Raw genomic sequence first — 19,570 nt, forward strand, 5'->3', positions numbered from 1 at the left:
GCTACTCGAACCTTATGCGCGGATCCGCGATCGTATAGGAAATATCCGCCAGAATCAGGCCGATGATATACAGCACTGAGCCCAGGAACACCATGGCCCGGACAATGGAGAAGTCCTGCGCATTAATGGCATCTATCGTGTAGCTGCCCAGACCGGGTATGCCAAAAAAAGACTCGGAAATCAGACTGCCCATGAAGAGCAACGGAATGGCGGACACGGTGCCCGTCAGGATCGGCAGCATGGCATTACGCAACACATGGCGAAACAGGACGGCGCTTTCGCGCAGGCCCTTGGCGCGTGCCGTGCGCACGTAGTCCTTGCCAGCCTCTTCGAGAAACAGCGTGCGATAAAAACGGGCCTGCGAGCCCAGGCCCGACAAAATCCCCACCACCACAGGCAATATCAGAAAGCGCACACTGCTCCAGCCATCGACAAAACCCGAAAAAGGCACCCAACGCAGGATTTTCGCAAACAACCATTGCCCGGCAATAATGTAGAACAGGCCCGAAATGGACAACAGCACGACACACACAACGACCCCTGCGAAATCCAGCCGCGTGCCTTTGAAAAAAACCAGCAGCAGTGCGAAGGCTACGCAGACCAGCAGGCCCAGCAGAAATGTAGGCAAGGCCAGTGCAAGACTGGGCCCCATGCGGGAGGCCACTTCATGTCCGATATCGCGCCCCTGGTCGGAAAACCCGAAGTCAAATCGCAACAACGGCACGGATCGGTCGTAAAAGATCGTATCCGTCCATTTTTTGACGCCCTGTGACGACGCGTTGAAGAATAAGGGCTTGTCGTAGCCGCGTTCCGCCTTCCAGCGTTCGATGGCGGCCGGGCTGACGCGCTGGCCGCCAATAGACAGGCGCGCCATGTCATCGGGCGTGTTGACCGCAAAAAACAGCACAAACGTCAACAGATTGACGCCGATCAGAATCAGCACGCCGTACAGCAACCGCCGCAATGTATAGCGCATCATGGCTGGCTCTCCTCTTTGCCGCGTTGGGCGCCCTCTTGTACTGCGGCAGCAGCCAGGGCAGTACGTCGGTCGCGCTGTTGCGCCACGCGCCATATCAGGCCTACCGCAGCCAGCCCCAAAGCCCCGAGCAACCAGAGCGGCCACCAGACAGGGACATTCCATTGGCGTATCTTCTGCGCGCGCAGTGCCGGATCGATGCGCATATATTGCAATGTATTGCGCACCATTTGCGTTGGCTTGGCGTTGTGCACCCAGGCTTGATAGGCGCCGCCGGACTTGGGGAAATACCCAAACATCCAAGGCGCGTCATGTTGCGCGATGGCAGTCATCTTGTGCACCAACGCCTCCTTCTGCGGGCCGTCATCCAGAAAGCGCATTTGCTCGAACAGACGGTCGAATTCAGGGTTGTGATAGTTGGAGGCGTTTTCTCCGCCATACGTTACCTTGGCGTTGGGACCATACAGCAAGAACAGAAAATTTTCCGCATCGGGATAATCGGCGACCCAGCCCCACAAATACATCTGGGCGCTGCCATTGCGCATTTTGTCCTGGAAGCGGTTGTAGTCTGTGGCACGTACTTCAAGCTGAATATTGATGGCAGCCAGTTGGCGCCGCATCCAATCCAACATTGCGCTGGACCCCATGCCGCCCATGGAATCAAAATGCAGGATCAGGGGCCTGCCCGTGCGCGCATCGCGGCCATCGGGATAGCCGGCTTCGGCCAGCAGACGCTTGGCTTCTTCGAGCGGCTTGCGCACCGCCAGGCCATCTTCAACCGTATAGATTTCGCGATTGATGCCTGCTGGCGCGTCCTGATACCCCAGCACGCCAGGCGGCACCGGGCCATACGCCACTTGCGCCTGGTCGTTCTGGAAGATGGCGACGAACTGCTCCCAGTCGAAAGCGATGCTCACGGCCTGCCGCAACTTGCGGTTTTTTTCGTGCTGCTCGGGCGTGTCTCCCGCGCCGACCACAGGATCCAGCCAGTTAAACCCCATGTAATACATCTGGGCTTCCGTGGTGCTGCGCAATTGCAGGCCATGGTCCGCATACAGCGCGGCTTTCTCGGCAGAATCGCCTGCCGCCACGCGCATGGCCACGCCATATTCGCCGCGATCGGCTTCCGGTACGTCGTAATAACCTTGGATGAACTTGCCCAGCAAGGGCACGCTTTCCTTTTCCATCGAAAAGACGACGCGATCGATGAAAGGCGTCAGCTTGCCGCAATCGTCCAAGAGGCCTTCGCGCTGATCGCCTGGCTCGCCGCTGCAGGGATAAGGCTCCCCTCTAAAGTTTGGGTTGCGTGCCATGACATGCCGGCGATTGGGGATGGACTCCACCAGCATGTACGGGCCTGTGCCCGCGGGCCAGGTATTGAGCGACAAATCATGCTCGGCCATGCCCGGCTGATGGTAAAAGCGGTCTGCCTCCCAAGGTATGGGCGCCGTGAACGTCATGGCCAGCCAGTATTTGAACTGAGGGTATTTGCCAATCACCTTGATGCGCAGTGTGTGGTCGTCCAGTGCCTGAACACCGTCAAAACCTTGCTTGCGCAGATCCAGCCATTGTTGGCGTTCGGCCTCGGGCGCCGCCCTGCGTGCCGCCTCTTCTTCCTTTAGCTTTTCACCATAATCGCGCATGCCGACAATATGCTCGGCCATGATGCCGTAAATGGGCGAAACAACGCGCGGGCTGGCCAGGCGGCGAAATGCATATACATAGTCATCGGCCACCAGTTCACGCGTGCCGGTATGCTCGAAATCATCGAGACCGAACTTGCCTTTTAGCTGGCCGGGTTTGAGCGGCCAGTAAAAATACTCGCCTGTCCTGTCGCGCGCAAAGGCGGGATGCGGCGCATAACGTATATCCGGCTTGATGCGAATGTCGTAGACACTGACAGCGACCTGCTCACCCGGCACATCCTGCGCCAGCTCGCGGCCTCGCTCATCGTAATACCTGGGCTGGTCAATGCCCGCCGCAGCCCGCGGGATGAGCTTATAAGGGCGAGCCAGGTAATCGTATCCGTACAAGGGCTCGTAAATGGAATACGTAAACGGGGTTTCGTCTGTCGAGTAGGAACTGGCAGGATCCAGATACTTGGGGGATCGCTGGCTGAAGGCGGTATACAGTACATTTTGTCCTGCACTATGCTGGGCATACGGGCTGTTGACGGGCGCCTGGGAGCACGCGGACAACGTGGTCAGCAACAATGCCAACAGGCCCCCGCACACGGCAGGACGAAGTCGCTCGAGGCTTAACACTGTTTGTTCCGCCAGCACTGGTAGCGCCAGACCCAGGGGCGCACCGGATCCCGCTGCCCCCACAACCCCAGACCCTGCGTGCGCGCTTGCTGCTCCAGGCCACGCAGCGCGTCGTCTCGCATGAACTTGCCGCCCCCTTCCATGTTGGCCCATGCCATGCCCGCCTGGACCTGGCGGCGATTGGCCGTGCCTCCGTCAGACAATGGCACATCGCAGATCGCACGATCATAGCGATCCTGCTCATAGCAGGTCAGCGTAAGGGTCTTGCCCGCGATGAGGCGTTCCAGCGCTTTGCGCGACGCGTCGGCAAAAGCCTGGCCGGGACGGTCGGCATCCTTTTTCATTTCGGGGGCATCGATGCTTGCCATGCGTATGCGCCGCTGCTTTCCCTGGACCAACAGCGTGAAGGTATCGCCGTCTGCGACACGCACTACTTTGCCATGCAGTGCAAAACTGTCGCCGGCGGCCATAGCCGGCGGATTCGTTTCGGCCTGGGGTTCGAGTAAAGTGAGCGCCCCGGTCGCGCTGAGCCCCAACACGACGACAAGCACCCCTGCACGCCCCCAACGGCGTGAAGTGACGGCGCCTGCCAGGGCGCGAGCCAAAGCGTTCAAGTTAGCGTTCACAGGTTTCCCAAAATGAGTACAGCCCTGAGCCAGGTACCGCTCGGGCCGACCGATTATAGGGTCTTGTGGCGCGATCCGTTAACTGGGTATACCCGATGGACATCCATACGAAAAATTGACCTATCCGCGACCGCGATTTCCGCATATCGTTCAATCCGGCCAGGCCCAGGCAAGCAACGCTGCGATTTCGGCAGGCGTGAAGTCGCAGGCGCCAAACACCTGTCCCCCCTCGGAAAAGCGTGAACGGATAAAGGTGTCGGCCACGACTTGCGGCGCATGCTGGCGCAACAGGGCTGCCTGGACCAACAAAACAAGATCACGCGCCAGCCTGCGCGCGCGGGGCTCCAGTGCCGCAGGCTCTGCCAGATGCGCACGCAGCGCGTGGAGACGCGCCGTTAGCATGGCATCCCCGGCACACGCCTGAGCCAGATGACCCAGCATGGCCTGCGCCTGTTCCGGGCTGCGCCCCAGTGCTCTCAGAACATCCAGGCACATAATATTGCCCGAACCCTCCCAGATCGAGTTCACCGGCGTTTCGCGATAAATCCGGGCCAGCGGACCCTCTTCGATATAACCGTTGCCGCCCCACACCTCCATGCACTCGGCCACGGCAGTGATTGCCCGTTTGCACACCCAGAACTTGGCCGCCGGCGCCATCACCCGGCGCCAGGTGTCTTCCTCTGGATTGCCTGCCGCGTCTAGCGCACCCGCCAGCCGCAAGGCCAGCGTGGTTGCCGCAATGCTTTCGAGCGCCAGGTCGGCCAGCACGCTTTGCATCAAGGGCTGCTGCACCAGCGTGCTGCCGAATGCTTGCCGGTGGCGGGCGTGATGCATGGCTTGCACAAAAGCCTGCCTCAACAGCGCAGCGCTGCCCAGCACACAGTCCAGCCGCGTGTAAGAGGCCATTTCCACCAATGTGGCAATGCCCCGCCCCGGTTCGCCGACCAGAACGCCTTCGGCGTCCTGAAATTCCACTTCTGCGCTGGCATTGGACTTGTTGCCCAGCTTGTCCTTGAGTCGCTGCAGCAGTATGCCGTTGCGATCACCCTCTGAGCGCCAGCGAGGAACGTAAAAGCAGGAAAATGCGTCGCCCGTGCGCGCCAGCACGAGATGCGCATCCGATGTCGGCGCCGAAAAAAACCATTTGTGCCCCGTCAAGCGGTAAATCTCACCTCGCCCAGCGCGCCCTATGGGCTGCGCGGTCGTGGTATTGCTGCGCAGATCGGAACCACCCTGTTTTTCAGTCATGCCCATGCCGATAGACATGGATGTCTTGTTTTCGAGGGGAATATCCCGACCGTCATAGCGGCGACTGAACAGCAATGGCGCAATGCGGTCAAACCACGCCTCTTTACGCAAGACCGGGATGGCGGCGGCCGTCATGGTGGTTGGGCACAGGGAACCCGCCTCGATCTGACCGTGCATCAGATACGCTGCGGCACGCGCCACTTGAGCCCCTGGCCGTGGTTCGACCCAGCCGCCGCTATGCATGCCCTGTCCATAGGTCAGCGCCATGAAATGCGTCCACGCGGGATGAAACAGGATCCGATCCACGCGATGCCCGTGCATATCATAGGCCTGCAGTTCAGGCCCATGCCGATTGGCCTCGGCGGCCAACCGGAAGTTTTCCCGCTGTCCCAGCAAGGCGCCATAGCGGAACAGGCTGTCGGCATCGCTACTCCCGCCTTCGCGCAACACGCCTTCCCGCAATGCGGCATCCGTGTCGTAAAGGTTGTAGTCCACCAGCTCGGGCGGTTGATTGATGACCTTGTGCGTGGTCCAGTTCATGGTGCGCCTCGCCTGCAATAGGGTCCACCCATGTTAGCATCGCCGGTGAGCGGCGCTCCAGTCGTGATCCCCGCTGTGCGCCAGCGTGTGCCTGGCGCCCGCGCGCTACATTGCGCACACACCTGTAAGGTTCACCATGCCCAATCGCTATCTCGTCATTATTGCCGCACTCACCCTCATGACCGGCGTGGCCGCTGGCGCCTTCGGCGCGCACGGCCTCAAGCGCGCCGTCGACGCGGATATGCTCGCCATCTGGCACACCGCTGTGCTGTATCAGTTGATACATGGTCTTGGGATGCTGCTGGCCACGCTGCTCGCAGCACATTTTGCATCTTCGCTGCTGAATACCGCGGCCGCCGTGATGTTCGCAGGCGTGCTTGTATTCAGCGGGAGCCTGTATGTACTCGTGCTGACAGGGACCAAGTGGCTGGGTGCCATTACGCCGCTTGGCGGCGTGGCATTCATTGTGGCGTGGGCTATGGTGGCCTGGGCAGCCTATCGCGCCGCCTGATTTAGCACGCCTGCCGGGGGGGCCCGCCACCCGTGCGACACCCTGCCGCGCAATCCGCAAGCGTCATCACGCGGCCGCCGATCGCCGCGGCTTGCGCGGCGCGCGCACACGCAGCTTGCGCCACATCATGTAGGCCATCAACACCGCGAACACGGCATGAACCAGCCACAGCCCCAGCCTGAAGTCCAGCAGGCCGGTGCCTATCCAACCTCGCGACAGGTTGATCAGGTTCATGTACAGCAGACCCACCAGGCCGGCGATGAGAAAATCTCCCGAACGGCCAAGCCGGGGGTTGACGGCACCCAATGGAATGGCCAACATGGCCAGATTGAGCGCCGCAAGCGGCAAGGCCAGCCGCCACATGATCTGAGACCGCGCACTGTCACTGTCATCGTTAAACAACTGCATGGTGGGTCGGGCTTTGATCTGGCTTTCCGCCAGGCGCCGAACCGCCTCTGCGGTATTGGCTTCTGAGCGGTTTTCAAGCCGCACGCCATAGTGATCGAAATCCACCATGCGAAACTCCGCCTTGCCCGGTTTCAGGTCGTAGCGATGGCCAGAACTGAGCACCAGAAAGCGATCACCATTTGGTTCGGTTTCGATGTGCGCGCTGTCAGCGGTAATCACGCTGAGCCATTCGGGCTCAAGCACGCGGGCAATGATTTTGCCCATTTCTTCGTCGGGCTGGTCGGGTTCTTCGGCGAAAAACACCCGGGCGCCCTGTTCCGTCTCGATGAACTGCCCGGCCGTCACTTTGGACAGATCCGAGCGCTGCTCGTAACGTTGCCGGTATTCGCTGATCTGCCGGTAAGCCCAGGGAGACGCCATCAACGTGAGGACGGCGATCAGCACCGCGAAAGGAACCGCACAGCGCAGCACCGGCCCCAGCCAGTCTTTGAGCGACAGGCCGCTGGCAAACCAGACCACCATCTCCGATTCGCGGAAATTGCGGGTGACCGTCGTGAGCACCGCAATGAAGAGTGATACCGCCAGAATGACCGGCAAGGCGGTGATACTGGAGAACGTGGCAAGCCCGAACACGACATCCGCGCCAATGCTGCCGTTGGCCGCCTCTCCCAGCAGGCGCACCAGTAATACACTGAGCCAGACGACAAGCAGCGTGGAGAACACGACGCCGGCGTGGCTCATGATTTCGGAGACTACGGAACGCTTAAATAGAGACATGAGACAATTTGCGGGATAATCGTAAGCATCCTATTAGACACTCTCGGGAATTTTGCATGGAATTTAGCACACAGACCACGGCTTCTTTGCATCAAATCAAGACAGCGGCGCTTGGCGTTGGTGTCTTCACAGACGGCGTGCTCACCCCCGCCGCGGATATCATCGACAGGGCAAGCAATGGCGCCCTGCGCGCCGTCGTCAAGACGGAATTCAAGGCTGCGGCAGGTACCAGCATCGTTTTGCGCAACCTTCCCGGCGTGACGGCAGCCAGGGTTATTTTAGTCGGACTGGGCGCGCAGAAGGACTACACGGCAGCAAAACACGCCAGCGCCGAGCGCGCCTTCGCAAAATATTGCGGACAGGCCAGCCTGACCGAAGGCGTCAGCGCCTTGGCCAGCACCGACTGCGCCGACACAACATTGCGCCAGCGCGCCAGCGCCGCCGCAACGGCCGTGTTATATGCGCTGTATCGCTACGAGGGCACGTTTGGCAAGCCACAGAGCAACAAGCCCAAGCTACGCAAGCTGGCCTTGTCGGTTACCCGCAGCCAGGCGGCCGAAGCCCAGAAAGGCCTGCGCGAAGGCCATGCCATCGGCAACGGCATGAATCTCACACGGCTGCTCGGCGATCTGCCGCCCAACGTCTGCACCCCCACCTATCTGGGCAGCACCGCGCGCAAGCTGGCACGCGAATTCAAGACGATCAAAGCCGAAGTACTGGACCGCAAACGCATCGAAGCCCTGAAAATGGGCTCGTTCCTCTCCGTATCGCGCGGCTCGTACGAACCCCCTGCGTTCATCGTGCTCAAGCATACGCCAGCCGGCACAACAGCGCGCAATCGCAAGCCGCCCATTGTGCTGGTCGGCAAGGGCATCACGTTCGATTCGGGCGGGATTTCGCTCAAGCCGGCCGCCAACATGGACGAAATGAAGTACGACATGTGCGGCGCAGCCACCGTGCTGGGCACACTGCGCGCCGCCGCCGAACTGGAACTCGACCGTGAGGTCATCGGCTTGATCGCCGCCTGCGAAAACCTGCCCAGCGGCCGTGCCAACAAGCCCGGCGACATTGTGACCAGCATGTCGGGCCAGACCATCGAAATTCTCAACACGGACGCCGAAGGACGCCTGGTCTTGTGTGATGCCCTGACCTATGCCGAGCGTTTCAAGCCGGCCGCGGTCATCGACATTGCCACGCTCACCGGCGCCTGCGTCGTGGCCCTGGGCCACAACAACAGCGGCCTGTTCAGCAAGGACGACGCATTGGCCGACAGCCTGCTTCAGGCGGGTCGCCAAGCCAACGATACCGCCTGGCGCCTGCCCCTTGAAGACACCTACCAGGAACAGCTGCGCTCGAACTTTGCCGACATGGCCAATGTAGGAGGTCGCGATGGCGGAGCCATCACCGCAGCCTGCTTCCTGGCGCGCTTCACCGAAAACTATTCCTGGGCCCACCTGGATATCGCCGGCACGGCCTGGCACAGCGGCAAGAACAAGGGGGCTTCGGGCAGGCCCGTACCCCTGCTGGTGCACTACCTGCTCGGGCAGGCCGCCTGACAATGGCGCGGATCGATTTTGCCTTTGGCGCAGCCGACCGGCTGCGCATGGCCTGCGCAGTGGTGCAAAAGCACTACAGCGCAGGCCGCAGGCTGATCGTCTATACCCAGGATCAGCAACGCCTGGCGCATTTCGACAGACTGCTGTGGGGGTTCGAGGCCACTGCCTTCGTGCCCCACGTCATGGCTGACCACCCTCTGGCAGCAGATACGCCGGTAATATTGATGAACAATCTCGAAGGACAACCCATTCAAGGCGGCGAGGCTTGGCTCATTAACCTGGATCTGCAATGCCCTCCCGAGGCTGATCGCTATCCGCGCATTCTTGAAATCGTCTCCAACCACGACGACGACAAGCGCGCCGCACGCGAGCGCTGGCGCCAATATCAGGCCAACGGCCATACGCTGCACGCCCACGACGTCTCGGGCAGGAATCCGGACGCATCGGCGTGATACAGTCCATACAGCGCAAGGCCACGGCAAGGAACCATTTGCACAATGCGATGCCTAACAAGCCTGTCTGGCATCCACACTATGCCAACAAGCAACAATACTTGCGGATTCAGCTGTTTGTAAGTTAATCTTATCCACAAAGTATTTATCTTCTAAGGATTGAATCATGACCGATTTCCGCCAAGCCGTTGCCCAGCAAGGGCAATACGGCGCCACGTCGCAAGCCGTACGCAACCGCGTCATGCGCAACACCTACTGGCTGCTGGCGCTGTCCCTCGTTCCGACAGTACTGGGCGCCCTGGTGGGCTTGAACACCGGCATCAACCAAATCATGGGCGCAAGCCCTGGCACCAGCGCCATCGTATTCCTGATCGGCGCCTTCGGCCTCATGTACATGATCGAGCGCAACAAGAACAGCTCTCTGGGCGTTGCGCTGCTGCTGGCGTTCACCTTTTTCATGGGCATCATGCTCTCCCGCCTGCTGGGGCATGTCATTGGCCTGGCGAACGGTTCCCAACTCATCATGATGGCTTTCGGCGGCACCGCCGTCGTGTTCGGCGCCATGGCCAGCGTGGCCAGCACCAGCAAGCGCGATTTCTCGGGCATGCAAAAGTTCCTGTTCATCGGCGTCGTCATCCTGATTGTCGCGTCGCTGGCCAATATATTCCTGCAACTGCCGGCGCTCATGCTCACCGTCTCGGTCATGGCCATTGCCATCTTCTCGGCATTGCTCCTGGTCGACCTGCAGCGCGTCATCAACGGCGGCGAAACCAACTACGTAAGCGCTACCCTGGCGATCTACCTCGACGTCTACAACATCTTTGCCAACCTGCTGATGTTGCTTGGAATCTTCGGCGGCAGTCGCGAATAAAACAGCGCTGCCTCTGGGCAGCCTGCGCTTGAAGTAAACAAATGCCCGGCATGCCGGGCATTTGTTCTTCATTCTGACGCTCGCAAACCAACACGACGCTGCGGGTTTGGGCCGGATGCCACGCAAAGCGTCCTGGCTTACACTTGCGGAGGCGATGGGCGGGGGTGTTTGTGCCCCTTGAGCCATTGATATCCGCCTTCGCCCGCAATCAGCATGACCGATATCCAGATGGGAACATAGGTAAGCCAAGCCTTGGGCTCCACGGCCTCGCCCAGCAACAGGTAAGCGACCCAAAACAGCAGCACCGGCTCCACATACCCCAGCAAACCAAACAGCCCCAGAGGCAGCATGCGGCTGGCGGACAGATACGCAACCAGCGCAACGGAACTGATCAGGCCCAGTATGGGTACAAGGGCGAACAGGCGCGGATAGGCTATCAACTGGCCAAACCCCGAAAGCCCGTTTTCAACAGAAAGCAGGATGAACACTGCGGCCGGAGCCAGCAACAGCATATCGAACCATAAAACACTCAGCGAGCCCATGTTCATCCAGCGGCGCAGCACAAAATAAGGCGGGTAGCCCAGCATGACCACGGCGGTAGCCCAAGAGAAGGCCCCCGTGCGCAACAGTTCATGCGCAACACCCAGAATGGCAACATAGACTGCGGCGTGCTGTGTTCGTGTTAGTCGTTCCTTGTACAGTAGCCGCCCCACCACCACCATGGAAATGGGCAGTAAAAAATACCCCATGGACACATCCAGCGCCTTCTGGTGCAAGGGCGCCCAGACAAAGAGCCAGAGCTGAACCCCAATCAACGCCGAACTGGCTGGCAACAATAACCACAAGCGCGGCTCCGTCCGCAAACGGGTCATAATCTGCGATACTTCAGGCCATCCTCTGGCGCGACTGAGAATCAGCGCCAGTGCAGGCAAGCCCAGCACAACACGCCAGGCAAACACTTGCGCGCCACTCAGCGGCTGCAGCATCGTCGTATAGTAGTAAAGCAACGCGAACAAGCAAGACGACGCGACGGATAGCAGAACACCATATTTCATGACGATTGGCCCGTCTGCTCTGCCACCACGGACACTGCCTGGGAAGAAGGAGGCGCTTCCTCCGTTGTTGCACGCAGCGTACTCACCCCCTCTTCCGTCAGCCAACCGTTTGCATGCAGACGCTTGTTGAGTCTGAACAAGCGTTCACGCCGCAAAATCAAGCCCAGCGGCTCAATCTCCCTGCCATGCTCGGCGGCATGCGCTGGGAAAGCGTCGAGCGCCCTCCGCATGGCCTGTGGAGCGTTTTCGAGGCAACGCAGCATCAACGCATCCGGATCCAAGAGCTCCACGCCCAAATGATAGAGTTCAGCCCGGTGAAAGTCGCGGACATTGCGAGTGATGATGGCCACCCTCGCTTCACCGCGGCCACAGGACTTCACTTTGGATGCGGCGGCGATCACGTGCCAGTCTTTGGGATCACTGCGCGACAGGCCTTCTTTGTAGCCTGCGACATCGCCCAGATCAGACGCAGGCCATGCCTGCTGTAACGCCTCCCATTGGATCAGCACCTCTGCATCAGAAATATCCCAAAGGCGTGCGGCATTTCGGCGCCACTCGTCCCCAATCACAGTGCTCCACACAGGCGTAAAGCAGCCCAACCGGGCAAGGTGCAACAACCCCTGACGCAACACGTTGGGCAGCAGAACGCAAGTGTCCAGAACAATAACGTGGGGTATCGGTTTCAATACTTTTGTAGCTCCATCAATACCTTGCGGGTCTGCAATGGTCGCTGCAGCAATTCGTTGAGGCGTTCGCGCAGTGATAGGCGCAGGGCTGGCTCGAGCTGTGGATCGTCAAAGTCCGGTGTCTCATCGCCAAGACTGTAGCCGGTTTCGTTGAGCAATACCCATTCGAACCGCCGCAAAGCGCTGGCGGCAGGCAAATCGCCAGCCAGCCGCCCAAGTGCGGCGTCATATGCCTCGTAGACCACGGGATGCTCATCTTCTCGTGGCAGCAAGCGCAGCAGGAGCTCGTTCATATACCAGGCCGACATATAGGCTCTGCCTGCCAGTGGCCTGATGCCAGCGCATTCGGCCCGGGTCAGGGTCTTGACCTCGCCCACGCCTGTCCAGGAAAGCAACAGCGGCTGGAATGCTGACAAAACAGGTCTGAGTATCGAATGCGGCCGCTTGGCGCCCTTGGCAACCAGGGCGACATTGCCGTACTCGCGTGTGAACACCTGAATCAGCAGGGATGTTTCGCGCCACGCGACAGCATGCAGCAAATACCCTTCTGCATCCTGTACGCGCAATGCGCGTTTACTCATATCCCAATTCGCGCAGGGCACTCTCGCGGTCGGACCAGCCCTTGCGCACCTTGATATAGACGTCCAGGAAAACAGGCTTTTCCAGCAGCTTGACCATATCCTGACGTGCCTCGGTTGCGATACGTTTCATGTGCGCCCCGCCCGTGCCCAACAGTATGGGTTTGTGGGATTCCCGTTCAATGACAACGCAGGCGGAAACCCGCACACCGGTTTCATTTTCATCCCACTGCTCAATGACAACGGTGCATCCATAGGGGAGCTCGTCGCCGACCAGTCGAAAAATCTTCTCGCGGATAATTTCCGCCACGATAAAGCGCATGGGCCGATCGGTCAGTGTATCGGCTTCGAACATGGCTTCACCCTCTGGCAGACGCGAACCGATTTCTGTCAGGAGGTTCTCGAGTTGCACGCCGCGCAACGCACTCACGGGCACGACGGCCGCGTAAGCATACTGGGACATAATCTTGCCAACATAGGCAAACATCTCATTCTTGTTCTTGAGCGTATCAACCTTGTTGACCACAAGAATGGTTTTTTCGGGCGACGGCAGCAAGGGCAGCAGTTGCGCGTCGCCAGCAGACCATTTGCCCGCCTCCACGACATGTACGACAACATCCACGTCAGCCAGCGCCTGCGTCACTACACGATTCATCATCCGGTTCATCGCGCCGCCATGACGGGTTTGGAACCCCGGTGTGTCGACGAAGACGAACTGCTCTTGATCGCGTGTCAGGACACCGTGAATACGGTGACGTGTAGTTTGCGCCTTGCGCGAAACGATAGAGATCTTGCTGCCGATCAAGGCATTGACCAAGGTGGATTTACCGACATTGGGACGGCCAATGACAGCCACGAAACCACAGCGAAAAGCGTCTGTCATATCACTTGTTCTCCTGGGCAACGGCTACCGGGAGGGTAAGCTGTGCGGATTTACGCGAACGAGAAGTACGCCCGCCCTTGGCCGGCGCCAGCGTCTTGATGGCAGCGATGGCCTGCTGCGCCGCCGACTGCTCCGCCGCCCGCCGACTGGCGCCGCCGGCCGTCACACAGATATCCAGCTTGGGCACCCGGCACTCGACCTCGAAGGTTTGACTATGCGCTGCGCCATGGGTGGCGAGCACCGTATACACGGGAAGATCCAGTTTTCGCCCCTGCAGCAACTCCTGAAGCAAAGTCTTGGGATCTTTTCCTAGCGTCTTGGGATCGACATTGACCAGAATGGGATTATATTGGCCGGCAATCACTTTTTGCGCCGCATCAAACCCGCCGTCCAGAAAAATGGCCCCAAAAATGGCTTCGACCGTATCCGCAAGAATGGAAGGCCGACGGAAACCGCCACTTTTAAGTTCTCCCTCTCCCAACCGCAAGTATTGCGACAAATCCAGGCGGCCGGCAATATCCGCCAGCGATGCCTGCTTGACCAGGTTGGCTCGCAGCCGCGAGAGATCGCCTTCGTCGATCTTGGGAAAACGCGCATACAGCAAGGCAGCCACCACAAAGTTGAGCACCGAATCCCCGAGGAACTCGAGCCGCTCGTTGTGGCGCGCGCTGTGGCTACGGTGCGTCAGCGCCTGCTCCAGCAGGGCACCATCGCTGAACGTATAGCCCAGTGCAACCTGAAGAGAGTCATGTTTGACCATTACTGGAACCCGCCTATGCGGCTGGGCTCGCTGAAATTCATCCAGATGAAAAAAGCCCTGCCGACAATGTTTTCGTCTGGCACAAACCCCCAATATCGACTGTCCAGACTGTTGTCGCGGTTATCGCCCATCATGAAATAGTGGCCGACCGGTACGGTACAGCGTACCCCGTTTGCAAGGTACTCACAATTCTTTCGAAAGGGGTAGTCGGAGATAGGCATGTAGTCCTGCGGTGCCTGCTTGTTGAGCAGGATCCGGTGCGACACATCGCCCAGTTGCTCCGTATAGCGCCCCACATAGGCCGACCGGTCAGGCTCGAAATAATCACCGTCGCGTACATGGGCAATTTCATGCCCGTTCACGGACAACACCTTGTTCCGATACTGTACAACATCGCCCGGCAAGCCGACCACGCGCTTGATGTAGTCGACGTTCGGATCCACCGGATAGCGAAACACCATGACGTCGCCACGTCCGGGGGTGCCGATATCGATGATTTTCTTGTCAATGACCGGCAGGCGTATGCCATACTGAAACTTGTTGACCAGTATGAGATCGCCGTCTTTGAGCGTAGGAAGCATGGAGCCGGAGGGGATGCGGAAAGGCTCGACCACGAAAGACCGCAACAGAAAGACAAAGAGGATCACCGGAAAAAAGCTGACACAGTACTCGACCCACCAAGGCGTCTTGCTGGCCTGCGCATAGGCGTCCTGGCGGATACGCTCGGCGTCATCTTGATTCAATCCAAGCACGGACGTTTCGGCGGCTGCCATGGCCGCAGCGCCCCGCGCACGCCGCCGGGATCTCAGCCAGAAGAAATCGAGACACCACACGATGCCGGTAATCACCAGCAACACGAACAGAATCAGGGCAAAATCCCAGCTCATACCAGCGACACCTTGTTGTTGATCAAATTATTTGTCCTCGACTTGCAATATGGCGAGGAAGGCTTCCTGAGGAATCTCGACGTTGCCTACCTGTTTCATGCGCTTCTTGCCCGCCTTTTGCTTTTCGAGGAGCTTCTTCTTGCGTGAAATATCGCCACCATAGCACTTGGCCAGCACGTTCTTGCGCAGGGCCTTGACGTTTTCGCGGGCCACGACTTCTGCGCCGATGGCAGCCTGGATGGCGATATCGAACATCTGCCGGGGGATGAGGCTGCGCATCTTGGTCACCACTTCGCGGCCGCGATAGCGGGCGTTGGCGCGATGCACAATCATGGACAAGGCATCGACGCGGTCGCCGTTGATCAGCAGGTCGACACGCACCACATCGGCGGCACGGTACTCCTTGAATTCATAATCCATGGACGCATAGCCACGCGACACGGATTTGAGCTTGTCGAAGAAATCGAGCACGATTTCCGCCAACGGAATTTCATAGGTGAGGTGCACCTGGCGACCGTGGTAGCTCATGTTCAGTTGCACGCCGCGCTTGGCCATGCACAGCGTCATGACCGGCCCTACGTATTCCTGGGGCATGAAAAGTGTAACGGTCACGATGGGTTCGCGAATTTCGACGATGTTGCCCACTTCGGGCATGCGCGATGGGCTGTCTATCATGTCGATGCTGCCATCGCGCTGGGCCACCTCATACACCACGGAAGGCGCCGTGGTGATGATATCCATGTCAAACTCGCGCTCCAACCGCTCCTGCACGATTTCCATGTGCAGCAAGCCCAGGAATCCGCAGCGAAAGCCAAAGCCCAGTGCCTGGGAGATTTCCGGCTCGAACATCAGGGCCGAATCATTAAGCTTGAGCTTTTCGAGGGAATCGCGCAGTTGGTCGTATTCACTGCTCTCGACCGGATAAAGCCCGGCAAACACCTGAGGCTTGACCTCTTTGAAGCCCGGAAGCGGCTGTGCCGCCGCGCGGCCAGCCAAGGTGATGGTGTCGCCAACCTTGGCGTGCTCGAGCTCCTTGATGCCAGCAATGACAAACCCAACCTGCCCAGCGGACAACTCGGTGCGCGGCAGCGATTTGGGCGTAAACACGCCGATCTGCTCGCAAAGATGCGTGACCCCTGCCGCCATCAGCAGAATTTTATCCTTGGGCTTGAGCACGCCGTTGACAATGCGCACCAGCATGACCACCCCGACGTAGTTATCAAACCACGAATCAATGATCAGCCCCTGCAAGGGCGCCTGAGGGTCTCCCTTGGGAGGAGGAACCTTGGCAATAATCTGCTCGAGGATTTCGTCGATGCCGACACCTGTCTTGGCGCTGCACAAAACGGCCTCTGATGCTTCAATGCCAATGACATCCTCGATTTCGGCGCGCGCATTCTCCGGCTCTGCGGAGGGCAGATCCATTTTGTTCAGCACGGGCAGCACCTCAACCCCAAGCTCGATCGCTGTATAGCAATTGGCAACGGTCTGGGCCTCTACCCCTTGCGAGGCGTCAACCACCAGCAGCGCGCCTTCGCATGCTGACAAGGAACGGCTGACCTCGTAGGAGAAGTCCACGTGACCCGGGGTGTCGATCAGATTGAGCGCATACACCTGTCCGTTCTGGGCCTTGTAGCTCAGGGACGCCGTCTGGGCCTTGATGGTAATGCCCCGTTCACGCTCAATATCCATCGAATCAAGCACTTGCACGGACATCTCGCGATCCGCCAGCCCCCCGCAACGCTGTATCAGGCGGTCAGCAAGCGTTGACTTGCCATGGTCGATATGGGCAATAATGGAAAAGTTGCGGATATGATCCATAAAAGCGGCGAAAAACCCCGAAAATGAAAAAAAATGCTGGGATGCAACAACAAAAAAGGGAGCGCTCGAGGGCGCTCCCTTCTGCTTTGTGCCATTTTAGCTGTTTCTGCGGATTATTTTTTCGGCGTTATCGTAATCCACTGGGACTGATTGTCACGCACGACCAGCAATGCTGCAGCGCGGGATGTACTCAGTCCAGAAACGACCTTGGCATATTGCTCCGGATTTTTAATGTCCTTGTCGTTAATCGTAATGATAATATCCCCAGGCGCCAGGCCCGCATCCGCCGCAGGGCCTGTTGCCTCCGCAATCTGGACGCCGCCCTCGATACCCAGCTTGGCTGTGGCAGCAGGATCAACCGCCTCGACCTTCAGACCCAGCGCATCGGCCGCTGTCTGCTTGGGTGGCTCCGCAGCGGAGGCCTGCTCGGTTTCGGAAGTGGAAGCCATTTCCCCTACCTTCACGCGCAGAGATTCGGTTTTGCCCTTGCGCCAGACTTCCATCGCCACGTTGGTATCCGGCTTGGTAGCACCGACAATTCGCGGAAGATCCGTCATGTGATTGATGTCCTTCCCGTCGAACTTGGTGATGACATCACCCGGCCGTATGCCAGCCTTGGCCGCGGGGCCTCCTGCTTCGACGTTGCTGACCATGGCGCCCTTGTCGCTATCCAGACCAATTGCCTTGGCCACTTCCTCGGAGACGGGACCAATCTGTACGCCAATGCGTCCGCGCGTCACCTTGCCATGGTCTTTAAGCTGCGTCACAACATGCATGGCTTCGTCGATGGGAATGGCCAGCGAGATGCCCATGAAACCGCCGCTCTGGGAAATGATCTGGGAATTGACCCCCACCACGCGTCCGGCCAGATCAATAAGCGGACCGCCGGAGTTGCCGGGATTGACGGCAACGTCGGTCTGGATGAACGGCAGATAGTCACCCGTATCCCGGTTGATCGCACTCACGATGCCAGAGGTTACTGTGGAATCCAGGCCAAATGGCGACCCGATGGCCAGCACCCATTGCCCTTTCTTGAGGTTTTTTGAATCTCCGATGGGCAGGGGCGTGAGGTTCTTGGCATCGATCTTGATCAAGGCGATATCGGTACGCGTGTCTGTGCCGATGACCTTGGCCTTGTATTCCTTGCCATCGGTGAGGGTGACGAAAATGCCGTTGGACTTGGCGACAACGTGATTATTGGTGATGATGTAACCGTCATCCGAAATAATAAACCCCGACCCGACGCCGCGCGGCACGGTGCGCTCTTCAGGTTCGGGAGCATTGCGCTGGCGCGAATTCGGCGCCATGCCCGGCGGCATGAAATCCGGCCCAAAGAACCAGCGGAACATATCGTAGGGGTCGGTGCCGTTGGGCCCGCCTACGCGTGGACGTACGGGAACCGCCTCGGTTGTCCGGATGTTCACGACCGAGCTTTCGGTTTTGGCGACAACTTGTGTGAAATCAGGGACAGACAAGGCAGGCGCCGGCGCCGTGTCAGCGCTGGCCACAGCGCCTACGGTCGTGCAGGCAACGAGCAGGCTGGCCGAAGCGCAAGCCAGCAATCGCTTGAATTTTGTACTTTTTAACTGAGCTGAAAGCATCTTGAAGCTCCTGGTGAATGATTTTCTATTGTTGCGGCGCCAGCGGTACATACTGCGTACGCTCGGCAATCTCGCGCAATGTTTGCGCGGGGACCTCGCCCAAAGTGGTCAGCCAGTGATCGCCTATCCGCGTCCGGAATATATTCATGGCGCCTGTGCTGACGGCTTCGTTGAGGAAGGGAGGGCTTTTGCCCGACCCATGGGATTCGATAAAGACGGACACCGCGGCCAGGCCATCTGTGAGCACCAGCTGATTGACTTGCTTGCCCCGCTTCATGGTGCGGGTTACTTGCATGACTGGCTCATAGCCCGGTGGAAAGGGGATGCGCCAGCCATCCTGGGCCAGATCCACCGGCTTCATGGATGACTCGATGACCTTCCAGCCTTTGGTATTCCAACTGGAATTCAGGCCGTCCGGGGTGACCTGGGACCCGATTTCCAGACTGTTGAATGAAATCTGGTCTACGACGCCGCCCGGCCCGATAACCTGCGCTTTAAGCAGCAGGTGCGTGGTGGTATCGGAGCACAGGCGATAGCCATAGCGATGCTCGTCGCGCGGCACAAGCTCCAGCATGACGCACTCGCGGCCGGCGATGCGATAGCCTGCCTGCCCCAGCTTGATGTCGTAGTAGTCTGGGATTTGCCGCCCTTCTCCCAGGATCAACCCGGGAAAGCGATCGCCGCGCTTGTGTTCGAGGATCACCACCTTTTTTTCGGGGATCAGGCACTGGGTGACATCGTTGTGGCGGATGAATTCGCGCGGGTCGCCGTCGAGCAATTCGATGCGCTCGCGCTCGCCCGTGCCATCGACGATGTGCACGATGCGCGAGGATTGCATGGCGGCACCCTGCTGATAGGTGTATATGCCAGAGTAATCGAGGGTACGGGCGGCCACCTGCAGCTTGTGCAGTATCGCCATGCCGGCCTCGGAGGCATCTGGTGCAGGATTTGCGGCCAACGCAGGCGCAGCCGCAACACAGACAGCCATCAGCAGCAACAGACGCGAGAACTGCCCAAAACCTTTTCGGTGCGCCATGACGCCATGGCATGTGACTGCACTGCAATCCATG

The 19,570-nt window shown here is 59.2% G+C and carries 18 protein-coding genes; 4 read left to right on the plus strand and 14 right to left on the minus strand.

Annotated elements, in window-relative coordinates; all coding sequences use genetic code 11:
• Position 1: 1 nt before the first annotated feature.
• The 4 genes from ERE07_RS08790 to ERE07_RS08805 form a co-directional block, all read right to left on the minus strand.
• Complete coding sequence (locus ERE07_RS08790; RefSeq protein ID WP_130008446.1) at positions 2 to 979, minus strand: ABC transporter permease; 978 nt, start codon at positions 977 to 979, stop codon at positions 2 to 4.
• The gene (locus ERE07_RS08795; protein WP_245153601.1) at positions 976 to 3,210 is read right to left on the minus strand and encodes an ABC transporter substrate-binding protein; all 2,235 of its coding nucleotides are present in this window, start codon (positions 3,208 to 3,210) and stop codon (positions 976 to 978) included. The genes ERE07_RS08790 and ERE07_RS08795 overlap by 4 nt, the downstream gene beginning before the upstream one ends.
• A 23-nt stretch (positions 3,211 to 3,233) precedes the next feature.
• Positions 3,234 to 3,866 (minus strand): thermonuclease family protein, encoded by a 633-nt coding sequence (locus ERE07_RS22010; RefSeq protein WP_130008448.1) that lies wholly within the window; start codon positions 3,864 to 3,866, stop codon positions 3,234 to 3,236.
• Between the two features lie 150 nt (positions 3,867 to 4,016).
• Positions 4,017 to 5,654, minus strand: coding sequence for an isovaleryl-CoA dehydrogenase (locus ERE07_RS08805; protein ID WP_130008449.1), 1,638 nt, complete (start codon positions 5,652 to 5,654; stop codon positions 4,017 to 4,019).
• Between the two features lie 136 nt (positions 5,655 to 5,790).
• On the opposite strand from ERE07_RS08805, the gene ERE07_RS08810 reads away from it, so the two are divergent.
• Positions 5,791 to 6,165: a DUF423 domain-containing protein gene (locus tag ERE07_RS08810; protein ID WP_130008450.1), complete on the plus strand. Its 375-nt coding sequence runs from the start codon at positions 5,791 to 5,793 to the stop codon at positions 6,163 to 6,165.
• Positions 6,166 to 6,231: 66 nt separating this feature from the next.
• Here the strand turns inward: ERE07_RS08810 and lptF are convergent, their stop codons facing one another.
• Entirely contained in the window at positions 6,232 to 7,350 is a 1,119-nt protein-coding gene (gene lptF, locus ERE07_RS08815) for an LPS export ABC transporter permease LptF (protein ID WP_130008451.1), read from the minus strand.
• Positions 7,351 to 7,406: 56 nt separating this feature from the next.
• Between lptF and ERE07_RS08820 the strand changes: the two genes are divergently transcribed.
• The 3 genes from ERE07_RS08820 (at position 7,407) to ERE07_RS08830 (ending at position 10,229) form a co-directional block, all read left to right on the plus strand.
• Positions 7,407 to 8,906, plus strand: a complete 1,500-nt coding sequence (locus ERE07_RS08820; RefSeq protein WP_130008452.1) for a leucyl aminopeptidase — start codon at positions 7,407 to 7,409, stop codon at positions 8,904 to 8,906.
• A 2-nt stretch (positions 8,907 to 8,908) separates the two neighbouring features.
• Positions 8,909 to 9,358, plus strand: coding sequence for a DNA polymerase III subunit chi (locus ERE07_RS08825; protein WP_130008453.1), 450 nt, complete (start codon positions 8,909 to 8,911; stop codon positions 9,356 to 9,358).
• Between the two features lie 166 nt (positions 9,359 to 9,524).
• A complete protein-coding gene (locus ERE07_RS08830; protein WP_130008454.1) occupies positions 9,525 to 10,229 on the plus strand; it encodes a Bax inhibitor-1/YccA family protein in 705 nt (234 codons plus the stop codon).
• 137 nt (positions 10,230 to 10,366) lie between these two features.
• Here the strand turns inward: ERE07_RS08830 and rarD are convergent, their stop codons facing one another.
• The 9 genes from rarD to ERE07_RS08875 form a co-directional block, all read right to left on the minus strand.
• Entirely contained in the window at positions 10,367 to 11,284 is a 918-nt protein-coding gene (rarD, locus tag ERE07_RS08835) for an EamA family transporter RarD (protein ID WP_130008455.1), read from the minus strand.
• Complete coding sequence (locus ERE07_RS08840) at positions 11,281 to 11,970, minus strand: PIN domain-containing protein (protein WP_245153575.1); 690 nt, start codon at positions 11,968 to 11,970, stop codon at positions 11,281 to 11,283. The genes rarD and ERE07_RS08840 overlap by 4 nt, the downstream gene beginning before the upstream one ends.
• The gene (gene recO, locus ERE07_RS08845) at positions 11,967 to 12,551 is read right to left on the minus strand and encodes a DNA repair protein RecO (protein ID WP_130008457.1); all 585 of its coding nucleotides are present in this window, start codon (positions 12,549 to 12,551) and stop codon (positions 11,967 to 11,969) included. Before recO ends, ERE07_RS08840 begins: the two co-directional genes overlap by 4 nt.
• Positions 12,544 to 13,431, minus strand: a complete 888-nt coding sequence (era, locus tag ERE07_RS08850; protein WP_130008458.1) for a GTPase Era — start codon at positions 13,429 to 13,431, stop codon at positions 12,544 to 12,546. The genes recO and era overlap by 8 nt, the downstream gene beginning before the upstream one ends.
• Before the next feature lies 1 nt (position 13,432).
• On the minus strand, positions 13,433 to 14,191 hold the full coding sequence (gene rnc, locus ERE07_RS08855) for a ribonuclease III (RefSeq protein WP_130008459.1): 759 nt from the start codon (positions 14,189 to 14,191) through the stop codon (positions 13,433 to 13,435).
• Positions 14,191 to 15,078, minus strand: a complete 888-nt coding sequence (gene lepB / locus ERE07_RS08860) for a signal peptidase I (RefSeq protein ID WP_130008460.1) — start codon at positions 15,076 to 15,078, stop codon at positions 14,191 to 14,193. The genes rnc and lepB overlap by 1 nt, the downstream gene beginning before the upstream one ends.
• A 27-nt stretch (positions 15,079 to 15,105) precedes the next feature.
• The gene (gene lepA / locus ERE07_RS08865) at positions 15,106 to 16,899 is read right to left on the minus strand and encodes a translation elongation factor 4 (protein ID WP_130008461.1); all 1,794 of its coding nucleotides are present in this window, start codon (positions 16,897 to 16,899) and stop codon (positions 15,106 to 15,108) included.
• A gap of 113 nt (positions 16,900 to 17,012) precedes the next feature.
• Positions 17,013 to 18,500, minus strand: a complete 1,488-nt coding sequence (locus tag ERE07_RS08870) for a DegQ family serine endoprotease (RefSeq protein WP_130008462.1) — start codon at positions 18,498 to 18,500, stop codon at positions 17,013 to 17,015.
• Between the two features lie 25 nt (positions 18,501 to 18,525).
• A complete protein-coding gene (locus ERE07_RS08875; protein ID WP_245153577.1) occupies positions 18,526 to 19,569 on the minus strand; it encodes a MucB/RseB C-terminal domain-containing protein in 1,044 nt (347 codons plus the stop codon).
• Position 19,570 lies beyond the last annotated feature (1 nt).

It is taken from the genome of Allopusillimonas ginsengisoli (assembly GCF_004153455.1).
Taxonomy (GTDB): Bacteria; Pseudomonadota; Gammaproteobacteria; order Burkholderiales; family Burkholderiaceae_B; genus Allopusillimonas; species Allopusillimonas ginsengisoli.